This is a genomic window from Halomonas sp. CKK8, assembly GCF_029625235.1.
GTDB lineage: Bacteria > Pseudomonadota > Gammaproteobacteria > Pseudomonadales > Halomonadaceae > Halomonas > Halomonas ventosae.
In genome coordinates this window covers 2,142,571-2,162,969 of record NZ_CP121193.1, presented here as the reverse complement: position 1 = coordinate 2,162,969, position 20,399 = coordinate 2,142,571, and the positions used below count along the sequence as shown (strand labels likewise).

The 20,399-nt window shown below is 65.8% G+C and carries 25 protein-coding genes; 12 read left to right on the top strand and 13 right to left on the bottom strand.

Annotation, left to right across the window (positions count from 1 at the left end; all coding sequences use genetic code 11):
* The first annotated feature begins 71 nt into the window (after nucleotides 1-71).
* A complete protein-coding gene (gene purU / locus P8934_RS10380; protein ID WP_278030964.1) occupies nucleotides 72-926 on the top strand; it encodes a formyltetrahydrofolate deformylase in 855 nt (284 codons plus the stop codon).
* A 78-nt stretch (nucleotides 927-1,004) separates the two neighbouring features.
* Here the strand turns inward: purU and P8934_RS10375 are convergent, their stop codons facing one another.
* Both P8934_RS10375 and P8934_RS10370 read right to left on the bottom strand, forming a co-directional pair.
* On the bottom strand, nucleotides 1,005-1,409 hold the full coding sequence (locus P8934_RS10375; protein ID WP_133633763.1) for a type II toxin-antitoxin system HicB family antitoxin: 405 nt from the start codon (nucleotides 1,407-1,409) through the stop codon (nucleotides 1,005-1,007).
* Nucleotides 1,410-1,426: 17 nt separating this feature from the next.
* A complete protein-coding gene (locus P8934_RS10370) occupies nucleotides 1,427-1,609 on the bottom strand; it encodes a type II toxin-antitoxin system HicA family toxin (RefSeq protein ID WP_278030963.1) in 183 nt (60 codons plus the stop codon).
* 267 nt (nucleotides 1,610-1,876) lie between these two features.
* Between P8934_RS10370 and P8934_RS10365 the strand changes: the two genes are divergently transcribed.
* On the top strand, nucleotides 1,877-2,548 hold the full coding sequence (locus P8934_RS10365; protein ID WP_278030962.1) for an energy-coupling factor ABC transporter permease: 672 nt from the start codon (nucleotides 1,877-1,879) through the stop codon (nucleotides 2,546-2,548).
* Between the two features lie 83 nt (nucleotides 2,549-2,631).
* On the opposite strand, the gene dinB is transcribed toward P8934_RS10365, so the two are convergent.
* Nucleotides 2,632-3,690, bottom strand: a complete 1,059-nt coding sequence (gene dinB / locus P8934_RS10360) for a DNA polymerase IV (protein ID WP_278030961.1) — start codon at nucleotides 3,688-3,690, stop codon at nucleotides 2,632-2,634.
* A 24-nt stretch (nucleotides 3,691-3,714) separates the two neighbouring features.
* Nucleotides 3,715-4,368: a transcriptional repressor LexA gene (gene lexA / locus P8934_RS10355; RefSeq protein WP_133633777.1), complete on the bottom strand. Its 654-nt coding sequence runs from the start codon at nucleotides 4,366-4,368 to the stop codon at nucleotides 3,715-3,717.
* Between the two features lie 437 nt (nucleotides 4,369-4,805).
* Between lexA and P8934_RS10350 the strand changes: the two genes are divergently transcribed.
* Together P8934_RS10350 and P8934_RS10345 are read left to right on the top strand one after the other, a co-directional pair.
* A complete protein-coding gene (locus P8934_RS10350) occupies nucleotides 4,806-5,474 on the top strand; it encodes a TetR/AcrR family transcriptional regulator (RefSeq protein ID WP_278030960.1) in 669 nt (222 codons plus the stop codon).
* On the top strand, nucleotides 5,474-5,992 hold the full coding sequence (locus P8934_RS10345) for a L,D-transpeptidase (protein ID WP_278030959.1): 519 nt from the start codon (nucleotides 5,474-5,476) through the stop codon (nucleotides 5,990-5,992). Before P8934_RS10350 ends, P8934_RS10345 begins: the two co-directional genes overlap by 1 nt.
* A gap of 180 nt (nucleotides 5,993-6,172) precedes the next feature.
* Here the strand turns inward: P8934_RS10345 and P8934_RS10340 are convergent, their stop codons facing one another.
* A complete protein-coding gene (locus P8934_RS10340) occupies nucleotides 6,173-7,405 on the bottom strand; it encodes a type II secretion system F family protein (protein ID WP_278030958.1) in 1,233 nt (410 codons plus the stop codon).
* A gap of 288 nt (nucleotides 7,406-7,693) precedes the next feature.
* Entirely contained in the window at nucleotides 7,694-9,490 is a 1,797-nt protein-coding gene (pilB, locus tag P8934_RS10335; protein WP_278030957.1) for a type IV-A pilus assembly ATPase PilB, read from the bottom strand.
* A gap of 429 nt (nucleotides 9,491-9,919) precedes the next feature.
* Between pilB and P8934_RS10330 the strand changes: the two genes are divergently transcribed.
* The 3 genes from P8934_RS10330 to P8934_RS10320 all read left to right on the top strand — a co-directional run bounded on the left by P8934_RS10330 (nucleotide 9,920) and on the right by P8934_RS10320 (nucleotide 11,073).
* Entirely contained in the window at nucleotides 9,920-10,288 is a 369-nt protein-coding gene (locus tag P8934_RS10330) for a prepilin-type N-terminal cleavage/methylation domain-containing protein (RefSeq protein ID WP_278030956.1), read from the top strand.
* Between the two features lie 313 nt (nucleotides 10,289-10,601).
* Nucleotides 10,602-10,823, top strand: a complete 222-nt coding sequence (locus P8934_RS10325; protein WP_278030955.1) for a TraY domain-containing protein — start codon at nucleotides 10,602-10,604, stop codon at nucleotides 10,821-10,823.
* The gene (locus P8934_RS10320; RefSeq protein WP_278030954.1) at nucleotides 10,807-11,073 is read left to right on the top strand and encodes a type II toxin-antitoxin system RelE/ParE family toxin; all 267 of its coding nucleotides are present in this window, start codon (nucleotides 10,807-10,809) and stop codon (nucleotides 11,071-11,073) included. The genes P8934_RS10325 and P8934_RS10320 overlap by 17 nt, the downstream gene beginning before the upstream one ends.
* A 74-nt stretch (nucleotides 11,074-11,147) precedes the next feature.
* Here P8934_RS10320 and P8934_RS10315 read toward each other — a convergent pair whose 3' ends face one another.
* From P8934_RS10315 to P8934_RS10305, 3 genes are all read right to left on the bottom strand, one after another.
* On the bottom strand, nucleotides 11,148-11,444 hold the full coding sequence (locus P8934_RS10315; protein ID WP_278030953.1) for an addiction module antidote protein: 297 nt from the start codon (nucleotides 11,442-11,444) through the stop codon (nucleotides 11,148-11,150).
* Nucleotides 11,441-11,740 (bottom strand): type II toxin-antitoxin system RelE/ParE family toxin, encoded by a 300-nt coding sequence (locus P8934_RS10310; RefSeq protein WP_278030952.1) that lies wholly within the window; start codon nucleotides 11,738-11,740, stop codon nucleotides 11,441-11,443. The genes P8934_RS10315 and P8934_RS10310 overlap by 4 nt, the downstream gene beginning before the upstream one ends.
* A gap of 137 nt (nucleotides 11,741-11,877) precedes the next feature.
* Nucleotides 11,878-12,585 carry a transposase gene (locus tag P8934_RS10305; protein WP_278030951.1) on the bottom strand — a complete coding sequence of 236 codons (708 nt, stop codon included), beginning with the start codon at nucleotides 12,583-12,585 and terminating at the stop codon, nucleotides 11,878-11,880.
* 296 nt (nucleotides 12,586-12,881) lie between these two features.
* Here P8934_RS10305 and P8934_RS10300 point away from each other — a divergent pair, with 296 nt between their 5' ends.
* The 3 genes from P8934_RS10300 to P8934_RS10290 all read left to right on the top strand — a co-directional run bounded on the left by P8934_RS10300 (nucleotide 12,882) and on the right by P8934_RS10290 (nucleotide 16,141).
* Complete coding sequence (locus P8934_RS10300) at nucleotides 12,882-13,322, top strand: phasin family protein (RefSeq protein ID WP_347403435.1); 441 nt, start codon at nucleotides 12,882-12,884, stop codon at nucleotides 13,320-13,322.
* A gap of 269 nt (nucleotides 13,323-13,591) precedes the next feature.
* Nucleotides 13,592-14,191 (top strand): inorganic diphosphatase, encoded by a 600-nt coding sequence (locus P8934_RS10295; RefSeq protein ID WP_278030950.1) that lies wholly within the window; start codon nucleotides 13,592-13,594, stop codon nucleotides 14,189-14,191.
* A gap of 369 nt (nucleotides 14,192-14,560) precedes the next feature.
* The gene (locus P8934_RS10290; protein WP_278030949.1) at nucleotides 14,561-16,141 is read left to right on the top strand and encodes an acetyl-CoA hydrolase/transferase family protein; all 1,581 of its coding nucleotides are present in this window, start codon (nucleotides 14,561-14,563) and stop codon (nucleotides 16,139-16,141) included.
* A 138-nt stretch (nucleotides 16,142-16,279) separates the two neighbouring features.
* On the opposite strand, the gene P8934_RS10285 is transcribed toward P8934_RS10290, so the two are convergent.
* Nucleotides 16,280-16,888: a LysE family translocator gene (locus P8934_RS10285; protein ID WP_278030948.1), complete on the bottom strand. Its 609-nt coding sequence runs from the start codon at nucleotides 16,886-16,888 to the stop codon at nucleotides 16,280-16,282.
* 208 nt (nucleotides 16,889-17,096) lie between these two features.
* Here P8934_RS10285 and P8934_RS10280 point away from each other — a divergent pair, with 208 nt between their 5' ends.
* Both P8934_RS10280 and mscL read left to right on the top strand, forming a co-directional pair.
* Entirely contained in the window at nucleotides 17,097-18,170 is a 1,074-nt protein-coding gene (locus tag P8934_RS10280; protein WP_278030947.1) for a helix-turn-helix domain-containing protein, read from the top strand.
* Nucleotides 18,171-18,263: 93 nt separating this feature from the next.
* Complete coding sequence (gene mscL, locus P8934_RS10275; RefSeq protein ID WP_278030946.1) at nucleotides 18,264-18,683, top strand: large conductance mechanosensitive channel protein MscL; 420 nt, start codon at nucleotides 18,264-18,266, stop codon at nucleotides 18,681-18,683.
* Between the two features lie 56 nt (nucleotides 18,684-18,739).
* On the opposite strand, the gene P8934_RS10270 is transcribed toward mscL, so the two are convergent.
* From P8934_RS10270 to P8934_RS10260, 3 genes are all read right to left on the bottom strand, one after another.
* On the bottom strand, nucleotides 18,740-19,312 hold the full coding sequence (locus P8934_RS10270) for a hypothetical protein (protein WP_278030945.1): 573 nt from the start codon (nucleotides 19,310-19,312) through the stop codon (nucleotides 18,740-18,742).
* A gap of 255 nt (nucleotides 19,313-19,567) precedes the next feature.
* Complete coding sequence (locus tag P8934_RS10265) at nucleotides 19,568-20,014, bottom strand: CopD family protein (protein ID WP_278030944.1); 447 nt, start codon at nucleotides 20,012-20,014, stop codon at nucleotides 19,568-19,570.
* A gap of 83 nt (nucleotides 20,015-20,097) precedes the next feature.
* Complete coding sequence (locus P8934_RS10260; protein ID WP_278030943.1) at nucleotides 20,098-20,280, bottom strand: hypothetical protein; 183 nt, start codon at nucleotides 20,278-20,280, stop codon at nucleotides 20,098-20,100.
* Between the last annotated feature and the right edge of the window lie 119 nt (nucleotides 20,281-20,399).

Sequence of the window (20,399 nt, the reverse complement as noted above, 5' to 3'; positions counted from 1 at the left end):
CACACGTGCCTGAAGCCCCTGTTTTGGCTACACTGTCGCCCCCAGCCATCGCCGCAATCCGGGATCATCCGATGTCACACTACTACCGCCTGGTGGTTTCCTGTCCCGACCGCCTGGGCATCGTCGCCAGGGTCTCCAACTTCATCGCCGGCCACGGCGGCTCGATCACCGAGGCGAGCCAGCACTCCGACCTGGAGGCTGGGCGCTTCTTCATGCGCTACGAGATCCTCGCCGACTCGGTGGGCATGCCGCCGGAGGCGCTGCGCGAGGCCTTTGCGCCCGTTGCCGAGGAATTCGAGATGACCTGGGCGCTCACCGATACCCGCCAGCGCCGGCGGGTGGTGCTGATGGTGTCGCGGGAGACCCACTGCCTGGTGGACCTGCTCTATCGCTGGACGGCGGGGGAGCTCGACTGCGATATCGCCTGCGTGATCTCCAACCACGAGGACATGCGTGGCCTGGTGGAGTGGCACGGCATCACCTACCACCATGTGCCGGTCAAGGCCGACGACAAGCAGGCCGCCTTCACCGAGGTGCAGCGGCTGGTGGACGAGGCCCACGCCGACTGCGTGGTGCTGGCGCGTTACATGCAGATCATGCCCCCCGCGCTCTGCGAGCGCTTCCAGGGGCGGATGATCAACATCCACCACAGCTTCCTGCCGTCGTTTGCCGGCGCCAGGCCCTACCACCAGGCGCACCAGCGCGGCGTGAAGCTGATCGGTGCCACCTGCCACTACGTCACCGAGGAGCTCGATGCCGGCCCGATCATCGAGCAGGACATCCACCGGGTCAGCCACTGCCACACGCCCAGCGACCTGGTGCGTTTCGGACGGGACGTGGAGAAGGCGGTGCTGGCCCGCGGCCTGCGCTGGCACCTGGAGGACCGCGTGCTGATCCACGGCAACAAGACCGTGGTCTTTGCGTGAGGTGATCTTGTGACGATCCGCTCGTCCGCGTCGAGGTCAACGCGGGCGATCTCTCTCTAACGGTAGGGCGTTCGTTCGCTATAGGTGGCGCAGCTTCTCCAGCGCGGCGTTGCTCAGAAACGTCGACCGGCTTTTTACGCCGTGCAGCGTCACGTACTCGTCAATCTGCCGGAGCACCGTGCCTGGCAGGGTGACGGTGACCTTCTCGGCTTTCCCCAGGTAGGGGGTCAGGTCGATATCGATCATCCCCCAGCCCCAGCCCTCGAAGTCCGGATTCCGGCGGTGTTCGTCGATCCTGCCCGGTTTGGGGACGGGCTCGCCGCGGGCCACCATCTCTTGCAGCACGATATGGGCGGCCTCGACGGCATTATCGTAGGCTTCCTCCGGGGTGTCCCCGGCACTGATGGCGCCGGGAATATCGGGGAAAACGATGCCGGTAGCGGTGTTCTCGTCTCCCCACTCGATAGCGATGGGATATTGCATCGTGTGCCTCCGCAGGGTCAGGAAAGCCCCGCCTGTTTGCGAATCTGGTGGACAGTGCCTTTCGGCAAGTCTTTCTTCGGGCATGGGACAGGAAGGGCACCGGGCCTGTCGGGGTGTTTGAAAACGTGGTGGCTGCCTCGTATTCGATCCAGCACCCAGCCAGCAGCTTCCAGCTCTTTGATGAGTTCGCTGCTTTTCACCGCTTTCTCCCGCTGCATTGTAGCCCAAATCATACGGCCAGCCGTATTGTGGTGTACCCCCCGCTACCTCTTGCCGCCAACCAGGATGGCCTCCAACGTCGACTCTCGCCGTCACATCCATGGCGCAGGTCCGGGCGTGCCCGAAGCCCCTGTTTTGGCTACACTATTGCCTCCAGTCTCAGCCGCAACCCGGAATCATCTAATGTCACCCGACTGCCGTCCCACCACAGCTGCCTGCCGCTGGTCCTTGCCTGACGGAGTGGCCCCATGACCATTGCTGCGCCGGTTCTCGCCCCCTGGCTGCTGTGGCTCTGCGGCCTGGTCTCGTTGGCGATGGTCGGCCTGGCGCTGAGCCGCCGGCCGTGGGTCTCACTGCTCGAAGACCATGCCCTGCAGCACCGCTGGCTCGCCGCCACCGTGATGGTGATGCTGTTCTGGCAGCTGCGCGCCCAGGCGGTGGACTGGCTGACCCTGCACCTGATGTTCACCGCCCTGCTGACCCTGGTCTTCAAGGCGCCGCTGGCGCTGCTCTCGATCACCGCGATCAATATCGCCATGGTGCTCCTGGGGCGCATCGAGTGGTCGCTGCTGGGGGTGAACGTGCTGGTCACCGGGGTGGTGCCGGCGCTGGTGATGGGGATCGTCTGGCGGCTGGTCGACCGGCGCCTGCCCGACAACCTGATGGTCTTCCTGTTCGTCTGCGCCTTCTTCGGTTCGGCGCTCGCCACCCTGGCAGCAGGGCTCGCCGCCGTGGGGCTGATGGCGCTCGGCGCCTCGGACGCCGAGGCGCTGCGCCAGGCGCTGGAGTACGCCCGTTTCCTGCCGCTGCTGATGCCCTCCGAGGCCTTCATCACCGGCATGCTGATGAGCATCCTGCTGGTCTACCACCCCGGCTGGGTCGCCACCTTCAACGATCATCGGTATATCGATACCAAGTAGGGCCGAGGGGCAAGGGGGCAAGGGCCGAAGGGATTAGCCTTGCTTCTCGGTCCTCGGTCCTCGGTCCTCGGTCCTCGGCCCTGTCAAAGCGGCAGTGCCAGCTGCTGCCTTGCTTCTTCTGGCACCAGGCGCACGCCGACGCCAAGCAGGCGCACCGGGCGGCGGGCGCGGGCCCAGGCCTGTTCCAGCAGGCGGGAGTAGCTTTCGGCATCGGGGCTGAGGCCGCGGCTCTCCAGGGTGGTGAGGCTGAAGTCGTCGAAGCGCACCTTGACGAAGAGCCCGGCCATCGGCGGGTGGCCGTGGCGCTCCAGGCGGCCCTGCAGCTTGTCGCAGAGCGGGGCGAGGGCGGCGCTGGCCGTGTCGAGGTCGGGCAGGTCGTGGTCGAAGGTCGTCTCCACGCTCACCGACTTGCGCTCGCGCTCGACGCGAACCGGGCGCTCGTCGATGCCGCGGGAGAGCTCATAGAGCCGACGGCCGAACTTGCCGAACTCGTCCAGCAGGCGCTCGATGGGTAGCTCACGCAGCTCGGCGCAGGTGGCGATGCCCATGGCATCGAGCTTGGCGCCGGTGGCCGGCCCCACGCCGTGAAGCTTCTTGACCGGCAGGTCGCGCACGAAGGCATCGACCTGCTCCGGCGGGATCACCGTCAGGCCATCGGGCTTCTCCCAGTCGCTGGCGATCTTGGCCAGGAACTTCGACGGCGCCGCGCCCACCGAGACGGTGATACCCGTGCGCCGGTAGCACTCCTCCTTGAGCCACTGGGCCATCCAGGTGGCGCTACCGCGAAACCCCTCCACCTCGGTGACATCCAGGAAGGCCTCGTCAAGGGAGAGCGGCTCCACCAGCGGGGTGAGCTCGTGGAAGACGTCCTGGATCTGCCGCGAGACCTCGCGGTACTTCTCGAACTGGCCGCGCATCAGTGTCAGGTGGGGGCAGAGGCGCAGTGCCCGGGCGGTGGGCATGGCGGAGTGGATGCCGTAGGTGCGCGCGGGGTAGTTGCAGGTGGCGATCACCCCGCGCTGCTCCCGCGAGCCGCCGATGGCCAGCGGGATGTCGCGCAGGGCGGGGTTGTCACGCATCTCCACCGCGGCGAAGAAGCAGTCGCAGTCGGCGTGGAGGATCTTGCGGGCGCGCTCGGTCATGGGGCGAGGGGCAGCCGGCGTCGCTCAGAGCGCCTGGCCGCTGCCGCCGCGGATCACACCCACGCCGATGCCCTCGATCTCCAGCGGGTCATGGCGCAGGTCCACCTCGATGGGCGCGAAGTCGGGGTTCTCGGCCTCCAGGGTGACCACATGGCCCTGGCGATGGAAGCGCTTCACGGTCACCTCGTCCTCCAGGCGCGCCACCACGATCTGGCCGTCGCGGATGCGCTCGGTGCGGTGCACCGCCAGCAGGTCGCCCTCGAGGATGCCGGCATCCTTCATGGAGAGGCCACGCACCCGCAGCAGGTAGTCGGCCCGCGGGGTGAAGTACTCCGGGGGCAGCGGGCAGTAGCGGTCGATGTGCTCGGCGGCCAGGATCGGGCTGCCGGCGGCCACCTCGCCGATGATCGGCAGGCCCTGGGCCGGCTCGTCCAGCCCCTCGTCGTTGGCGGCCTCAGGCTCCTGGGCGGGCAGGCGGATGCCGCGCGAGGTGCCGCGAATCACCTTGATTGCCCCCTTGCGCTCCAGGGCACGCAGGTGCTCCTCGGCGGCATTGGCGGACTTGAACCCCAGCGCCCGGGAGATCTCCGCCCGGGTCGGCGGGTAGCCCAGCTCATTCATGGTCTTGACGATGAAGTCGTACACGTTCTGCTGCCGGGCCGTGAGGGAACGACTCATGGGACCTCCAGGGTCGGATACCAGGGGGTGGCGAGCGCCTCGCCACGCGTCTGATCAAGTATACAGCATGTTTTTCTGTCCAGTAAAAGCGAGGGCAGCAGCCAAGCAAGCCAAGCGCCGAGCGCCGAGCGGCCAAGGATTGAGCGCCGAGCGGCCAAGCACCGAGCGCCGAGCAGAACGAGGGCACCGACTGTAACGTTCCCAATACGAGCTTGAAGCAAAAACGACAATGCTGAGAATTTGCTTGGCAGCTTGGCAGCTTGGCAGCTTGGCAGCTTGGCAGCTTGGCAGCTTGGCAGCTTGGCAGCTTGGCAGCTTGGCGCTCGGCACCCCCGTTTCAAACACCCCGCCCCCTGCGGCATTGAGCCACGCCCTTGGCTGTCATACACTCGCGGCATATTCAAACAATTGTTTCCAATGACATGGAGCCGTTGCCCATGGCCCAGCAGCCCGACACCGTCACGCGCATCCTCGATACCGCCGAGGTGCTGTTCGCCGAACGTGGCTTCGCCGAGACCTCGCTGCGCAATATCACCAGCAAGGCCAAGGTCAACCTGGCGGCGGTCAACTACCACTTCGGCTCCAAGAAGGCGCTGATCCAGGCGGTGTTCGCGCGCTACCTCGACCCCTTCACGGTACGCTTCCATGCCGCCCTCGACGAGCTCGAGGCGGCCCATGCGGGCGAGATCATCCCGCTGGAGGAACTGCTGGAGACCATGGCGCGCAGCGTGCTCGAGGTGCCGGCGGAGCGCAACAGCCTCAAGGTGTTCATGCGCCTGCTGGGGCTCGCCTACAGCCAGGCCCAGGGGCACCTGCGCCGCTACATCCAGGAAGAGTATGGCAGCGTCTTTACCCGCTTCACCGAGCTGGTGCGCCTGGCCACCCCGGAGCTGCCCGATGCCGAGCGCTTCTGGCGGCTGCACTTCATGCTGGGCACGGTGATCTTCACCCTCTCCGGCCTGGATGCGCTGCGCGACATCGCCGAGAAGGACTACGGTGAGCACGTCGGCGTGCGCGACCTGGTGCGTCGCCTGCGCCCGGTGGTGGTAGCGGCCATGAACGCGCCGCTGCCCGAACCCACCCCGGCCCCGCGCGTGGCCAGCTGATGCGCACGCCCTTGCTCACCGAGCTGCCGCCGGAGGAGGGCGTGTGGCTTCAGATCGATACCACCGCCCAGCGGCTCAGCGTCTGGCGGGGGCGCGAGGTCGAATGGGCCTGCGAGGTCTCCACGGCCGCCAACGGCACCGGGGAGGAGGAGGGCAGCGGCGCCACGCCGCTGGGTTGGCACCATGTGCGAGCCGCCATCGGCGCCGGCAACCCGCCGGGTACCGTCTACCGCGGCCGCCGGCCCACCGGTGAGGTCTACAGCGAGGCCCTGGCCGCCGAGCACCCGGGCCGCGACTGGATCCTCACCCGCATCCTCTGGCTCAGCGGCCTGGAGACCGGCCGCAACCGCGGCGGCAACGTCGACTCCCAGCGGCGTTTCATCTACCTGCACGGCACCCCGCCCAGCGAGCCCATGGGCGTGGCCCGCTCCCATGGCTGCATCCGTGTTCGCGATAGCGAGCTGCTGGCGCTGTTCGAGATCGCCCAGCCGGGCACGCCAGTGTGGATTCACGATTGAGGGGGAGCAGCGCCGAGCGGCCAAGCAGCCAAGCAGCCAAGCAGCCAAGCAGCCAAGAAAAACCTCCAGCCGATTACTCTGCTGGAGGTTTTCCATTGTTGCCATAGTGGGGCGCGAGCACCATCATGCTCGGCGCTCGGCGCTCGGTCCTCGGCCCTCGGCCCTTGCCCCTCGGCCCTGTCAGATTACGCTCCCCAGCTCGAAGATCGGCAGGTACATCGAGATCACCAGGCCGCCGACCAGCACCCCCAGCACCACGATGATGAAGGGCTCGAGCAGCGAGGTGAGGGTATCCACCTTGTTGTCGACCTCCTCCTCGTAGTAGTCCGCCACCCGGTTGAGCATGGCGTCCAGCGAGCCGGCCTCCTCGCCGATGCCCACCATCTGCACCGCCAGCGCCGGGAACTTTTCGGTCATGCGCATGGCGAAGTTGAGCTGCTGGCCGCTGGACACGTCCTCGCGAATCTGGGCGATGGCGCGCTCATACACCAGGTTGCCTGCCGCCCCCTGCGCGGTCTCCAGCGCTTCCACCAGCGGCACGCCGGCGCCGAAGGTGGTGGCAAGCGTTCGCGAGTAGCGCGCCACCGAGGACTTGTCGAGAATGTCGCCGATCACCGGAATGCGCAGGGCCAGGTGATGCATGCGGTAGCGAAAGGCCTCGGAGCGCTTCATGGCAGTGCGTACAAAGAAGATGAAGGCCACCAGGCCCAGCACCCCCCACCACCAGTACTGCTGGGCGAATTCCGAGAGCGCGATGGTGATGCGGGTCGGGGCGGGGAGCTCGGCGCCGAAGCCGTGGAAGAGGCTCTCGAACTGCGGCACCACCTTGATCAGCAGCAGGGCCGTCACGCCGACGCCCACCGAGATCACCGCCGCCGGGTACCAGAGCGCCTTCTTCACCCGGCTCTTGAGCGACTCCATCTTCTCCTTGTAGGCCGCCACGCGCTCGAGCATGCGGTCCAGCGAGCCGGACTGCTCCCCGGCCTCCACCATGTTGGCGAACAGCCGGTCGAAGTGCTGGGGATGGCGCCTGAGGGCCTCGGAGAAGCTGGCGCCGGCCGCCACGTCGTTCATCAGCTCCTGCACCAGGGCGCTCATCGCCGGCTTCTTGAGGCTCTCGGCCACCACCTGGAAGGCCTGCAGCACCGGCACCCCGGCGCGGATCATGGTCGCCATCTGGCGGGCGAAGAGCATGATGTCCCGCGGCTTGATCGTGCCCATGCCGCTGCCGATGCCGCTCTTGCGGCGGATCCGCTTGGCCACGATGTTCTGGCCGGCGAGGATGGTTTCCACCTCCACCCGCTTCGTGGCGACGATCTCGCCGGCGACCTTGCGACCATTGGGTCCCATGCCCGTCCAGCGCCAGCGATAGAGCTTCACCTTCTGGTGCTTGCGCATGGGCTTCGTTGCCATGTTCATAGTCCCATCCCTGCGTTGTGGTTGAGCAGCCAAGCTGCCAAGCGCCAAGCTGCCAAGATACCCTGGCTGCTTAAGAGCTCCGCCAGCCGCTAGGCAAAAGTATCTGGTGGGAATGCAGTTTACTGCTCGCTTGGCGCGACCAGATGCGTTAGGCATCCGCCATGGCGCAGCAAGCCGGAACACCAGGCCCGTTCGCTCCCACCGGTTTTTTTATGATCCCGATCTGTCTAGCTTTTCTTGGCCGCTTGGCCGCTTGGCCGCTTGGCCGCTTGGCCGCTCTCACTAGTCCTTGGTCACCCGGTTGATCTCGGCCAGGCTGGTCAGTCCCTGCATCACCTTCAAGAGCCCGCTGCGGCGCAGGTCCGGGTGGCCCTCCTTGCGTGCCTGGGTGTCGAAGTCCCGGGAGTTGCCCTGGGTCATGATCAGGTGGCTCATGGCATCACTGATCGGTACCACCTCGTAGATGCCCACCCGGCCCTTGAAGCCCTGGGTGCAGTGCTTGCAGCCCACCGGCTCATAGATGGTGGCGCCGGCGACCTCCTCCTCGGTAAAGCCCTGCTGCAGCAGCACCTCCCGGGGGATGTCCGCCGGCTGCTTGCAGCGCTTGCAGAGCCGCCGCGCCAGGCGCTGGGCGATGATCAGGCTCACGGAGCTGGCGATATTGAACGGCGCCACGCCCATGTTGGCCAGGCGCGTCAGCGTCTCCGCCGCCGAGTTGGTGTGCACGGTGGAGAGCACCAGGTGGCCGGTCTGCGAGGCCTTGACGGCGATCTCGGCGGTCTCCAGGTCGCGGATCTCGCCGACCATCACCACGTCCGGGTCCTGGCGCAGGAAGGCGCGCAGGGCGCTGGCGAAGGTCAGGCCGATCTTGGGCAACACGTTCACCTGGTTGACCCCCGGCACCTTGATCTCCACCGGGTCCTCGGCGGTGCAGATGTTGCGCTCCACCTGGTTGAGGATATTGATGCCGGTATAGAGGGAGACCGTCTTGCCGCTGCCGGTGGGCCCGGTGACCAGGATCATGCCCTGGGGGTCGTCGAGCACGGCCTCGTACATGGCGCGCTGCTCGGGGGTGAACCCCAGCTGCTCGATGCCCATCTGGGCCGAGCTGGGATCGAGAATCCGCAGGACTACCTTCTCGCCGTACACCGTGGGCAGCGAGTTGACGCGAAAGTCGATGGAGCGGGTGGTGGAGAGCTTGAGCTTGATGGCGCCATCCTGGGGCAGGCGGCGCTCCGAGATATCCAGCCGCGACATCACCTTGAGGCGCGCCGAGATGCGCGAGCGCATGGCGAAGGGCGGGTGGGCCACGTCGTGGAGGATGCCGTCGATGCGAAAGCGCACCCGGTAGCTGGTTTCATACGGCTCGAAGTGGATGTCCGAGGCGCCGCGGTGGATGGCATCCAGCAGGATCTTGTTGACGAACTTGACGATGGGCGCGTCGTCACCGGCCGCGGCCACGGCCGCCTGCTCGTCGGTGGCGTCCACCACGCCCTCGTCATAGGCCAGCTCGCCCACGGCGTCGTCGACGTTGGCCAGCTCGTCGAGCATGCTGCGCTCGTTGCGCGCCAGGTAGGTCTCGAGCACCGGGCCGAGCTGGTCCACCGGGGCCAGCACCCCCTCCGGCGTGAGGCCGGTGGCGAACTGCAGCTCGTCGAGCATCGCCAGCGTGGAGGGGTAGGGCACCGCCACGGTGAGCCGGTGGCCGTGGCGCACCAGCGGCAGCACCTTCAGCCGGCGCAGGATCTTGTCCGGGTAGTCCGCCGCCGGCGGCAGGCTTTCCAGGCGGATGGCGTCCAGGTCGAGGATCGGCAGGCCATACTCCCAGGCGGCGGTGAGCGTGGCCTTGCGCGCCGGCACCATGCCCGCCTCGATCAGATGCTCGAGCAGCGACATCTCCGCCTCGCGGGCCTCGCTCTCGGCACGCACCGCCGCCGCCTCGCCAAGCAGGCCATCGGCCACCAGGCGCCGGGCCAGCCCGCGCAGCCCGCCGCGCTGGGTGGCCCCATGCAGCGGCGAGGGCGACGGCTCCGGCGCGGGCGGCGGGCTCTCGGCAGAGGGGGGACGGTAGTCGTTCATGGCGCCTCATGGTGTCGCAGGAAAGATGCAGCGGGAGCGCGTGGGCTGTGTCGATTCTAGCCCCTGGTGGCACCCTGCGCCCAGCACGGGACCACGCCAATTCAACCTTTTGTCCGCAGTGTGGCTCATTCGTTAGCATGAAACCCTGCTAGCCTGGCGGCTGTCGGCTACAATACTGCTTGCAGGGTTGCAAAACGTAATTTAATGTAAGCGTAGGGTCGGCGAGCATGGAGCAAGACCCACAGGGATGGGACGCGCGACAGGCAGGTTGTATCGAACCGGTGGCAGGGCATGGGCCTTCGTGGGAGCGCTGCTTGCAGCGCGATGACGACCTCGAGAGCTTTGGCACCAACGTAAACCCGCACGGGCGGCAGAAGAAGGCACATGCCAGACGCGCCACGGCGGAACGAACGAGTAAGGGACAGGACGATGAAAGAATTGAAGCAAATGACCCAGCGGAACAAGGCGCAGGGCGGTTTTACCCTGATCGAGCTGCTGATCGTGGTGGCGATTATCGGGATTCTGGCGGCGATTGCGATTCCGCAGTATGGAGATTATCTGGATCGCGCAGAAGAAAATGCATGTCGTACCGAGCTTTCTAATGCTCGTACGATTGCTGTTGCAAACGAAACTGTTAACGATACTGATGATTCTTACACTTTTAGTGATGTTTGCACCGACTCTGCTGGCACCACTTTAGCTTTTGCTGATATTGAGGCTGATCTTGCTGCTGGTACAACGGTAACTTTCAGAACTGCAAGAAATTCTGACGCAGATTTATCGTTCCCCGAAGCATGAATGCTTGAGGGGCTAATCGAGGGCTAATCGGGGACAGACCCCCATTACCCTTACCCACCTAGCCTGAACCAACCAGCGGCCGGCAGAGATGCCGGCCGCTGGCGTTTTTGCTTCCCTTTCCACAGAGGGCTAATCCAGAATCCAGAGGGCTAATCGGGGACAGACCCCCATTTCCCACTCGACCCTCGACCCTCGACCCTCGACCCTCGACCCTCGACCCTCGACCCTCGACCCTCCGGCAGAGATGCCGGCCGCTGGCGTTTTCTATCAAGCTGCGATACATTGATCGCATGTATCACAAGAGGTGCGCATCATGCCTATCAGTCTCCGCCTGGATCCGGATATCGAGGCACGCCTGGCCCACCTGGCCCGGGCGACAGGGCGCTCCAAGACGTTTTACCTGCGTAAGCTGATCGCTGAGCATCTCGACGAGCTGGAAGATGCCTATCTGGCCGAGCATGCGCTTGAGCAGCTTCGCCAGGGCCGGGATCGCGTCATGACCTCCGAGGCGTTCTGGCGTGACCTGGAAGGTTGAGTATCTGGCCTCGGCGGCAAAGAGTTTCAAGAAGATCGACCCTCAACACCGCCGGCGCATTCGTGCCTACCTGGAAGAGCGGGTGGTGGCTCTGGAGCATCCGCGCCAGCTGGGCAAACCCTTGAGAGGCGAGTTGACGGAGTTCCGGCGTTACCGCGTGGGAGACTACCGCATCATCTGCCAGATTCAGGATGACAGACTGGTGGTGCTCGTGGTCCGAGCGGCCCATCGCAAGGATGTCTATGAGTGAACCACCCAGCGGCCGGCAGAAATGCCTGCCGCTGGCGTTGGTGGGCTTCTGCTCGCCTCTCGCTGCCTGCTTCCTCAGGCGGCTGGTTCGTGGGGGCGTGCGGTGAGATCGACGCCCAGCGCGCGCATTACCGCAAGCATCGTCTTGAGCGTGGGGTTGCCTTGCTCACTGAATGAGCGGTAAAGCTGCTCGCGGGAGAGCCCAGTTTCACGGGCCAGTTCCGTCATGCCCTTGGCGCGGGCCACGACGCCCATTGCCTTGGCGATATAAGCCGAATCCCCCGTTTCCAGGGCATCGGCCAGGAAAACGGCAATCGCCTCTTCGCTTTCCAGGGCAGCCGCCGGATCGTAGTCGTAAAGCTTCTCGGTCATGACGCCTCCCACTCTGATGCCAGACGCTTGGCGGCTTCGATATCCACTTGCTGGCTGCTTTTATTGCCGCCACACAGAAGGATGATGATGTCGTTACCGCGCTTCTTGAAGTAAATCCGATATCCGGGGCCGTAGTGGATGCGCAGTTCACTGATGCCGTTTCCTACCGGCTTGATGTCACCTGGCAAGCCATTGGCCAAGCGAAAAACACGTGCCGCGATCATGGCCTTGGCGCGTTGATCACGAAGCTTGCGTTCCCACTTACGGAACGTATCCGTCTGCTTGATATCGAGCATGATGCAATTGTAGTTTTTAAACCACGATTCCACAAGCGGGCTAATCGGTGACAGGCCCCCATTCCCCCCTAGCCTGAACCCACCAGCGGCCGGCAGAAATGCCGGCCGCTGGCGTTGTTGTTTTCCCTTTCCTTCCTTTACTCCACATCTTCCGGTGGTGGCCTGGGCTTGCGCCCCGGGGTGCTGCGCACGGTGCGCCGGCCCAGCAGTTCGGCAACCTGCTGCTGGAAGCGGGGCGTGCCCAGCACCAGCCCGCTGTGGGTGACCTGGCGGATCTCGTCGACCAGGCCCTCTGCCAGGTGCTCACGAAACAGCTCGCGATAGCCCTGCTGGCGCTCGGTGTGAGAGCGGCCCAACTCCCGGATCACCGCATGGGGCGTGATGATCGGGTCGGGGCTGCCCTGGGCGTTGGCGGCATAGCTCGACCAGCGGTACTCCCCCGGATGGGTCACCATGCCGGCCCGTACCGGATTGAGCTCGATATAGGCGTGGCAGGCGAGCAGGTAGCGGGCTTCGCCCACCAGGCAGGAGCGAAAGCGTCCCTCGAAGAGGGTGCCGGTGCGCCGGTAGCGGCGGTTGAAGCGCTGCACATAGACCTGGCCGATCCGCTTCATCATGGCGCTGATCGCCTGGGGATCCCCCGCCGGCGTGGCCAGCAGGTGCACATGGTTGGTCATCAGCACATAGGCGTGGATCGCCACGCCGCAGGCGCGGCTGACCTCCTCCAGCAGCGTGAGGTAGGCCAGGCAGTCGTCGCTATCGGCAAAGCAGACGCTGCGGTTGTTGCCCCGCTGGATGAGGTGCAGTGGGGTAGCGGGCAGCAGCAGGCGGGCGCGGCGGGTCATGAGGGCCTCGACATCGGCAGGGCTACGACAAGCATTGCCCAGTCGATGGCCGGCTGCCGTAGGAGATCGGCGACAGCGTCTGTTACTAACCGGGGACAGACCCTCATTCCCTGGGATGGCCCCTCATGCCGGCCCGTACCGGTCGCAGGGGGGAGAGACAGGCCCCCGGCGCTTGTCGACGCGCCGCGGTTATCAAAATCGTTATGTTGCACTGCACAAAAATGGCTGCTATCGTGCAGGGCATCAGGACGGGGATCGCCCGTTCCGTGGCATTCAGAACCCAGGAGGTTCCCACCATGACCAACGTATTCTCCTTTGACACCAAGCAGTTTGACACCGCTCAACTCGAGACCTTCTTCGCCCCGGCCCGCGCCTTCGCTGCGCTGTCCATCGACGTCACCGAGAAGCTGGTCAACGCCCAGCTCGACGCCACCAAGGCCTACAGCGATGCCGGCCTGGCACAGCTGCGCAACCTGGCCGAGGTCAAGGACGCCGAAGGCTTCAAGAACTACCTGGAAGGCCAGCAAGAGGTTGCCAAGGACCTGACCGAGCGCCTGAAGGGCGATGCCGAGAAGGCCGTGGCCCTGCAGCAGGAGTTCGTCCAGGAGAGCCAGAAGCTGACCGAGAGCAGCGTCAAGCAGGCCCAGGAAAGCGCCCAGCAGGCTACCGAGTCCGCAACCGAGACCGCCAGCAAGGCCGTCAAGGAAGCCGCACCCAAGGGCGCCAAGCAAGCCTGAAGTGGTGTTAACCCGGCCCACGGGCCGGGGTGAGGCAAGATCCCAGCAGGCCGCCGATCGATGATCGGCGGCCTGCTGGCGTTTTGGTGTTCCACGTGTCGGCTAATCCGCGGGCTAATCGAGGACAGCCCCCCTTTCCCAGCCCCATTTCCCGGCCGATGGCCGCCTGCCGAACGAGAACGGCGAGAGCACTTGTCATCGAGGGGTCATGCCGGCTGGCTAGGGTAGGGGAGCGTTACCCCAGCCTTTCCGTCCTCGAGGATAGCCTCATGATCAAGCCCATCGTCCTGCCGCTGCTGGCGGCTAGCCTGCTGAGCAGCGCCGCCCAGGCCCAGAACGTGTTCGATTACCCGCAGACCGAGAATGCGCCGACGACCTTCCATGTGGTCAACGAGATTCCGGCCGGCGGCTTTACCAAGTACGAGATCAATGCCGACCAGGGCCAGCTGATCGTCGATCGCTATGTGTCGATGCCGGTGCGCTATCCGGCCAACTACGGCTCGATCACCAGCTCGGCCGGCGGCGATGGCGACCCGCTGGATGCCCTGGTGATCACCCGGGACCCCATCTATCCCGGTGCGGTGATCAAGGTGAAGCCGATCGGCGTGCTGCGCATGGTCGATGACGGCGAAGCCGACGACAAGATCATCGCCGTGCCCGCCGACGACGTTGACCCCACCTACGCCGATATCGATGGCATGGAGGATCTGCCGAGCATGGAGGTCGAGCGCCTGAATGCCTTCTTCCGCGTTTACAAGGACCTGCCGGACGGGGGCGACATCGAGCTCAACGGCTTCGGCGATGCCAGCGAGGCGCGTGAGATCCTGACCCAGGCCCTGGAGGCGTACGAGGCCGCCGGGCAGGAGTGACGGCTGGCGGCGCAACCTTTGCCGTTCCGGCGGGCGCGGCGGGTCATGAGGGCCTCGACATCGGCAGGGCTACGACAAGCATTGCCCAGTCGATGGCCGTCTGCCGTAGGAGATCGGCGACAGCGCCTGTCATCGAGGGGCATAAGGGCCGACGCGGTTGAACTCCGAGCACACGATGCCCCCGATCTGGCGAAGGGCCTTGATGCCTGGCGGCCACCGGCGTGGCAACGGGCGAGTGACGCGGCTTCATTGCTTGATCCAGATCAACCCGATCAGACTTATGCTTAGGTTGCTAATGGGGAAAAGGGTCTTATCATATCGTGATGCATTTTACTCGGCTCGCAGGCCAATCACGACGAGGAGACGACCTTGGACAAGCTCGACACGCCCCGCATTGAAGCGCGTTGCCGCTGGGCCGGCTGGAAGGAGAGGCTGTGCTCGGCCGAGCAGGCGGCTGCCCTGATCGAGAACGGCATGACGGTGGGCATGAGCGGCTTTACCCGCGCGGGAGAAGCGAAAGAGGTACCGCGCGCCCTGGCCGAGCGTGCCCGTCAGGATCCGCTTTCGATCACGCTGATGACCGGCGCCTCGCTGGGCAATGACCTGGACAAGCTGCTCACCGATGCCAAGGTGCTCTCGCGTCGCATGCCGTTCCAGGTTGACGCGACCCTGCGCCGCGCCATCAATGCGGGGGAGGTCATGTTCATCGACCAGCACCTCTCCGAGACCGTGGAGCTGTTGCGCAACCGCCAGCTCGCCGAGATCGATGTGGCGGTGGTGGAGGCCTGCGCCATTACCGAGGAGGGCGGCATCGTGCCCACCACCTCGGTGGGGAATTCGGCCAGCTACGCCATTCTCGCCGACAAGGTGATCATCGAGCTGAACCTTGACGCGCCCGCCGAGCTGGAGGGCCTGCACGATATCTACATTCCGCAGATGCGGCCCACGCGTCCCCCGATTCCGGTGGTCGCGCCGGATTCGCGCATTGGCACGCCCTATATTCCGATCGATCCGGGAAAGATTGCCGCCATCGTGGTGACACACGGCAAGGACAGCCCCTCGACCCTGCTGCCGCCGGATGCCGATACCCGACGCATTGCCGACCATCTGATCGAGTTCTTTGCCGACGAGGTGAGCATAGGGCGCCTGACGCCCTCTCTGCTGCCGCTCCAGGCGGGCATCGGGACCATGGCCAATGCGGTGATGAGCGGGCTGGCCGAGGGCCCCTTCGACCACCTGACCATGTACTCCGAAGTGCTGCAGGACTCCACCTTCGACCTGCTGGATGCCGGCAAGCTCGACTTTGCCTCGGGGTGCTCGATCACGCTCACCGAAGCGCGTGGCAAGCGGGTATGGGGCAACCTGGATGCCTACCGCGACCGTCTGGTCCTGAGGCCCCAGGAGCTGTCCAACCATCCAGGGATCTTGCGCCGTCTGGGCATCATTGCCATCAACACGGCGCTGGAGGTGGATATCTACGGGAACGTCAACTCCACCCATGTGGGCGGCACCCGGATGATGAATGGCATCGGGGGCTCCGGTGACTTTGCGCGCAATGCCCAGCTGTCGATCTTTGTCACCAAGTCGGTGGCCAAGGAGGGGGACCTCTCCAGCGTGGTGCCCTTCGCCAGCCATGTGGACCATACCGAGCATGACGTGGATGTGGTGGTCACCGAGCACGGCCTGGCCGACCTGCGTGGCCTGGCGCCGCGCGAGCGGGCGGCGCGTCTGATCGATCAGTGTGCGGATCCGCGGTATCGTCCGGCGCTGCGTCGTTATTTCGAGCACGCCTGCCAGCGTGGGGGCCATACGCCGCATTGCCTGGAGGAGGCGTTCTCCTGGCATATCGCCGCGGAGCGCGATGGCCATATGCGCCGCTTCCAGACGGAGGATGCTGGGGCGCGTCGGGGCGAGCATCGCGAAGAGCCCACCGTTGCCCACCCGGCCTGACCCACCCTGCGGCCGGCAGCGATGCCGGTCGCTGGCGTTACGGGTGCTGCTGGCACTGGCGGAGTGGCGCCTAGACGGGCGTTTTTGCTCATGTCGCAAGGGGATCATGTCCCTAAGCGGCTCATGCCACGAACAGGCTCATGCCACGAACAGCCAGATCGCCGACAGCGCGACCGTCAGCGACATGCCACGCCCCCACAGGCGCACGGTGCTGGAGGAGTGCAGGGCGCGTTGCAGGCTGCCCGCCAGCCAGATGATCAACACAAAGACGCCGAACAGGGCACCCAGGGTGGCAAGGATCAAGTAGAGCGCATCCTGCAGGTGCATCGCGGTCAGGTCAGCGACGCGCGGCAGGAGCACGAGATACATCACCAGGGTCTGCGGGCTGCTGAGGCAGATCGCCAGGCCCGTGAGAAACGAGGCCGCGCGCCCGGCGGCTGGTAGCGAATGTTCCGCCGACCCCGCCGCTTGGCGCCACATTCGGGCTGCCATCCAGAGCAGGCATACGACACCGGCATATCGGGCGGAGGTGAAGACTTCGGGGTGCGCCTGGAGCCAGAAGCCCAGGCCGGCGCAGATCGTCACAATGACCAGGATGTCGCCGGTACAGATACCGATCGCGATGGCGCAGGCCCCGCGTCGGTCGCGGCTGGCGGAGCGGGCCGCCAGCACGGCCACCAGGGGGCCAGGCGCCAGCGTCAGCGCGGCAAGCGTCAGCATGTAGGTGAAAAGCGCCGTCAGCTCCATAAAGGCGTCGACTCGGATACCCATCGTTTATAGGCTTGGTTGTGAAAACGCTGGCACGCACCGTGATATCCCTCCAGTGCGTGCGGCACACTTGGCCGCCAGCGTGCTAATTCTGGCGTCCCGTGTTTTGCGGGCATGAACAATGCGTGGGAGCGCCGGGGGATGTTCGTCTTCCCCCTGAGCGGCGCGCGTAGGGAGGAGCTGTCTTGTGACCCCGGAAGCCGCTTTCGACCATCCGCGCCGGGTGGTGATGCTGATCTATCCCCAGGTGGCCTCGGTGGATGTCTGTGGCCCGCTCGAGCCCTTTGGTCTGGCCAACTTCCTGACCGGGCGTCGGCTCTATGCGCCGGTCACGGCGTCGGTCGACGGCGGCGCCGTGGCCGTTGCCGGCGGCTTCCTGACACTCCAACCGACCTGCAGCTGCGACGACCTGCCCGGGCGGATCGACCTGCTGCTCGTCGCGGGAGGGCCGGGCTGCTTCGCCGCGGCGGAGGATGCGCGCCTCATGTCATGGATCCGCCGGCTGGAGCCGCGCTGCGCGCGGATGGGCTCGGTGTGCACCGGCTCCACCGTGCTGCTGGCCTCGGGCGTCACCCATGGGCACCAGGTCGCCACGCACTGGCTCGAAGCGATGCGCCTGAGCACCGAGGCTCCCTACAGCGCTCAGGTCGCACCCGACGCGATCTTTCTCAACTCGGGAAAATTCTGGACCTCGGCGGGCATGCTGGCGGGCATCGACCTGGCGCTGGCGGTGATCGAGGCGGACCATGGACGCCAGCTGGCCGTGGATATCGCGCGCTTCATGGTCATGGTCATGCGCCGCCAGGGCGGTCAGTCCCAGTTCAGCTCGCAACTGATGGCCGAAGCGACGGAAGACCCGCGCATTCGCCGGGTGCAACGCTATATCTGGGAGCATCCGCGCGCGGACCTCTCCCTGGCACGGCTGGCACGATGGGCGGCGATGAGCGAGCGCTCGCTGGGGCGTCGGTTCAAGGCGGTCACGCGCGTCACGCTGTCCCGCTACATCGAGGACGTGCACCTGAGCCTGGCCCGACGGCTGCTGGAGTCCTCAGAGCAGTCGATGCAGTCCGTGGTCGACAATTCTGGCTTCGGCACCACCGCGACGCTGCGCCGTGTCTTCCAGCGCCGACTGGGGGTCTCGCCGAGCAGCTACCGGGCCAGTTTCGGCATCGACAGCGCCGAGGCGGACCTGGGCCTTGCCGACGACGCGGCGCTGCGGATGGACCTCGAGAGCGTGGTGAGCGGCAAGTCGGCCTGGTAGTTGGCGCCGCTTGCCTTCAGGCGATTGCGAGAGCCGGAAACGACGCGATGGGTGTTGGCGCGATCATCAACCAGTCAAGGAGGAGAGCAGGGCATGCTGAGGGAGTTCAAGGAATTCGCCGTGCGCGGCAACGTGGTGGACATGGCGGTGGGGATCATCATCGGCGGGGCCTTCGGCACCATCGTCCAGAGCCTGGTGAACGACGTGTTGATGCCGCCCCTCGGGCTGCTGATGGGCGGCGTCGACTTCTCGAATATCTTCCTGGTGCTCAAGGGCGAGGGACCCTACGCCACCCTGGCCGAGGCGACGGCGGCCGGGGCGGTGACCCTCAACATCGGGGTGTTCGTCAACAACGTGATCAGCTTCTTGATCGTGGCCTTCGCGGTCTTCCTGCTGGTCAAGGGCGTCAATCGCCTGCGCCGCCAGCAGGCCAAGGCGCCCACCGAACCCACGGCGCCGCCGGAGGATATCCTGCTGCTGCGCGAGATCCGCGATGCGCTGCGCAAGGAGTAGGGGCCGCAAGCCCGCGGGAGGCCAGCCGCAATGGGCAGGTGGGCGTGTTGACGGGCTCAGATGATCTCGTCTTGCCGAGACCCGCTTGGCATGCTGACGGGATCGCCGCGTTTGGCCGCCTGGCGGGCGCGGTTGCGGGCGATGGCCTCGCGGATATCCTTCTCCGGGTCCTCCAGCGCATTGGTTGGACGAAAGCTCGCCCTCCCGCTGAGCCATTCCGAGCTATCGGCCCGCTCGCGCACATGCGCGACATCCTCGGTGCTCTGCCAGGCGGGGAGGCTGCCCTGGGGCCGGGGTTCGGCGACCAGGCGGCCCTCCCAGGCCCAGCAGCGCTGCGGCACACGGGAGACCGCCCAGCTGCGCCCCTGCCAGTGGGCCTGGTAGTGGTCATCCAGGATGAGGTCTGGCCAGGGCACCAGCGCGGCGAACAGCGCGCTATTGAGCACGATGCCGGTATCGCCGAGCCGCACGCCGCCCCGGTACTCTCCCTTTGCCAACTGGCGCTCGGCCACCTTGCGCTTGAGCTCGGTGACGAGTTGGCCGCTCTCGCACAGGTGCAACATGTTCTCATCGACCTGCTTGATGACCCAGCAGCGAATGGGTGCCTTGCGCATCCAGCGCTTGATCACGTCGTACCCTCCATGTGCAGAAGCCTCATCGTCTGAACCGGTGCCCCGCTTGACCCACTGAGCCCCGGGGCGCCGGTCGAGACCCTGTGCTTCTTGCCGCGGAACGGGGATGACAGCGGGTCGGCTGGCGCGATGGGAGTCGCGCCGGGAAGAGCGCGTTACCGTGTTTCAGGAAGTAAACGGGGTGTTACTATATTTGATAGTTCGCAAATATCCAAGGGCAGGCACGGCCACGCTAACCGACCACGCCGCCGCTCAGAGGCCCCAGCGCACCCGAAACGACAGCCCCACCACCACGAACAGCACCGAGAGCCCGGTGACGGCAAGGATATGCCAGCCCATCAGCGGCAGGGTGGCGGGCGAGAGGCGCGGGATGACGCGGAAGCGGGCGTGGGCCGCCACCAGGGCGGTGAGGCCGAGCAGGGCGAGCTTGAACTGGATCAGTTGGGCCACCGGGCCGCCCTCGGCCGAGAACCACAACGCCAGGGAAGGCAGCTTCTGCCATGCCAGCCACAGCCCGGTGACGATCTGCACCACCAGCGCAGGCATGCCGATCCGCTCGTAGCCCTGTTCGAACCAGTGGAGTGCCGCCACGTCCTTGCCCCTGAGCACCCGCGGCAGGATGGTCGCCGCCAGTACCAGGTGGCCGCCCGTCCAGATGGTGGCGCCCAGCAGGTGCATTAACAACAGGATGGCGGTCATTGAGGCTCCTGGCTCATTGTGCGGTCAAGCCCCAGAGAGCGATAGGCTGGCCCTGCAAGAGGTCAGGCTATCAGAGAGCGAGCCTAGATGTAGAAGGGCGGCAGGCGACGGTGGCGGGATGCCTGGGCACTCTTCTTCGGCAGGCGGGTCACGGGGCGGCTCCAGATGGTCAGGAAGCGCTCGGTGCTGCGGCGGCGACGAGCCGAGCGCAGCGGGCGTGCGGGTAGGGGGTGGTCCCAGATGGTGGCGAAGGGCAGATGGCGCAAGTGACGTCTCCCGGGCCATGGCGGCCCGCTAATATATGTGAAAGTGTTTTCCATTATACGCGAGGTCAAACGCTTGTCTACGACTTAGGTCGAAGCCTCGTGAGTGGGCGGGCTTACGC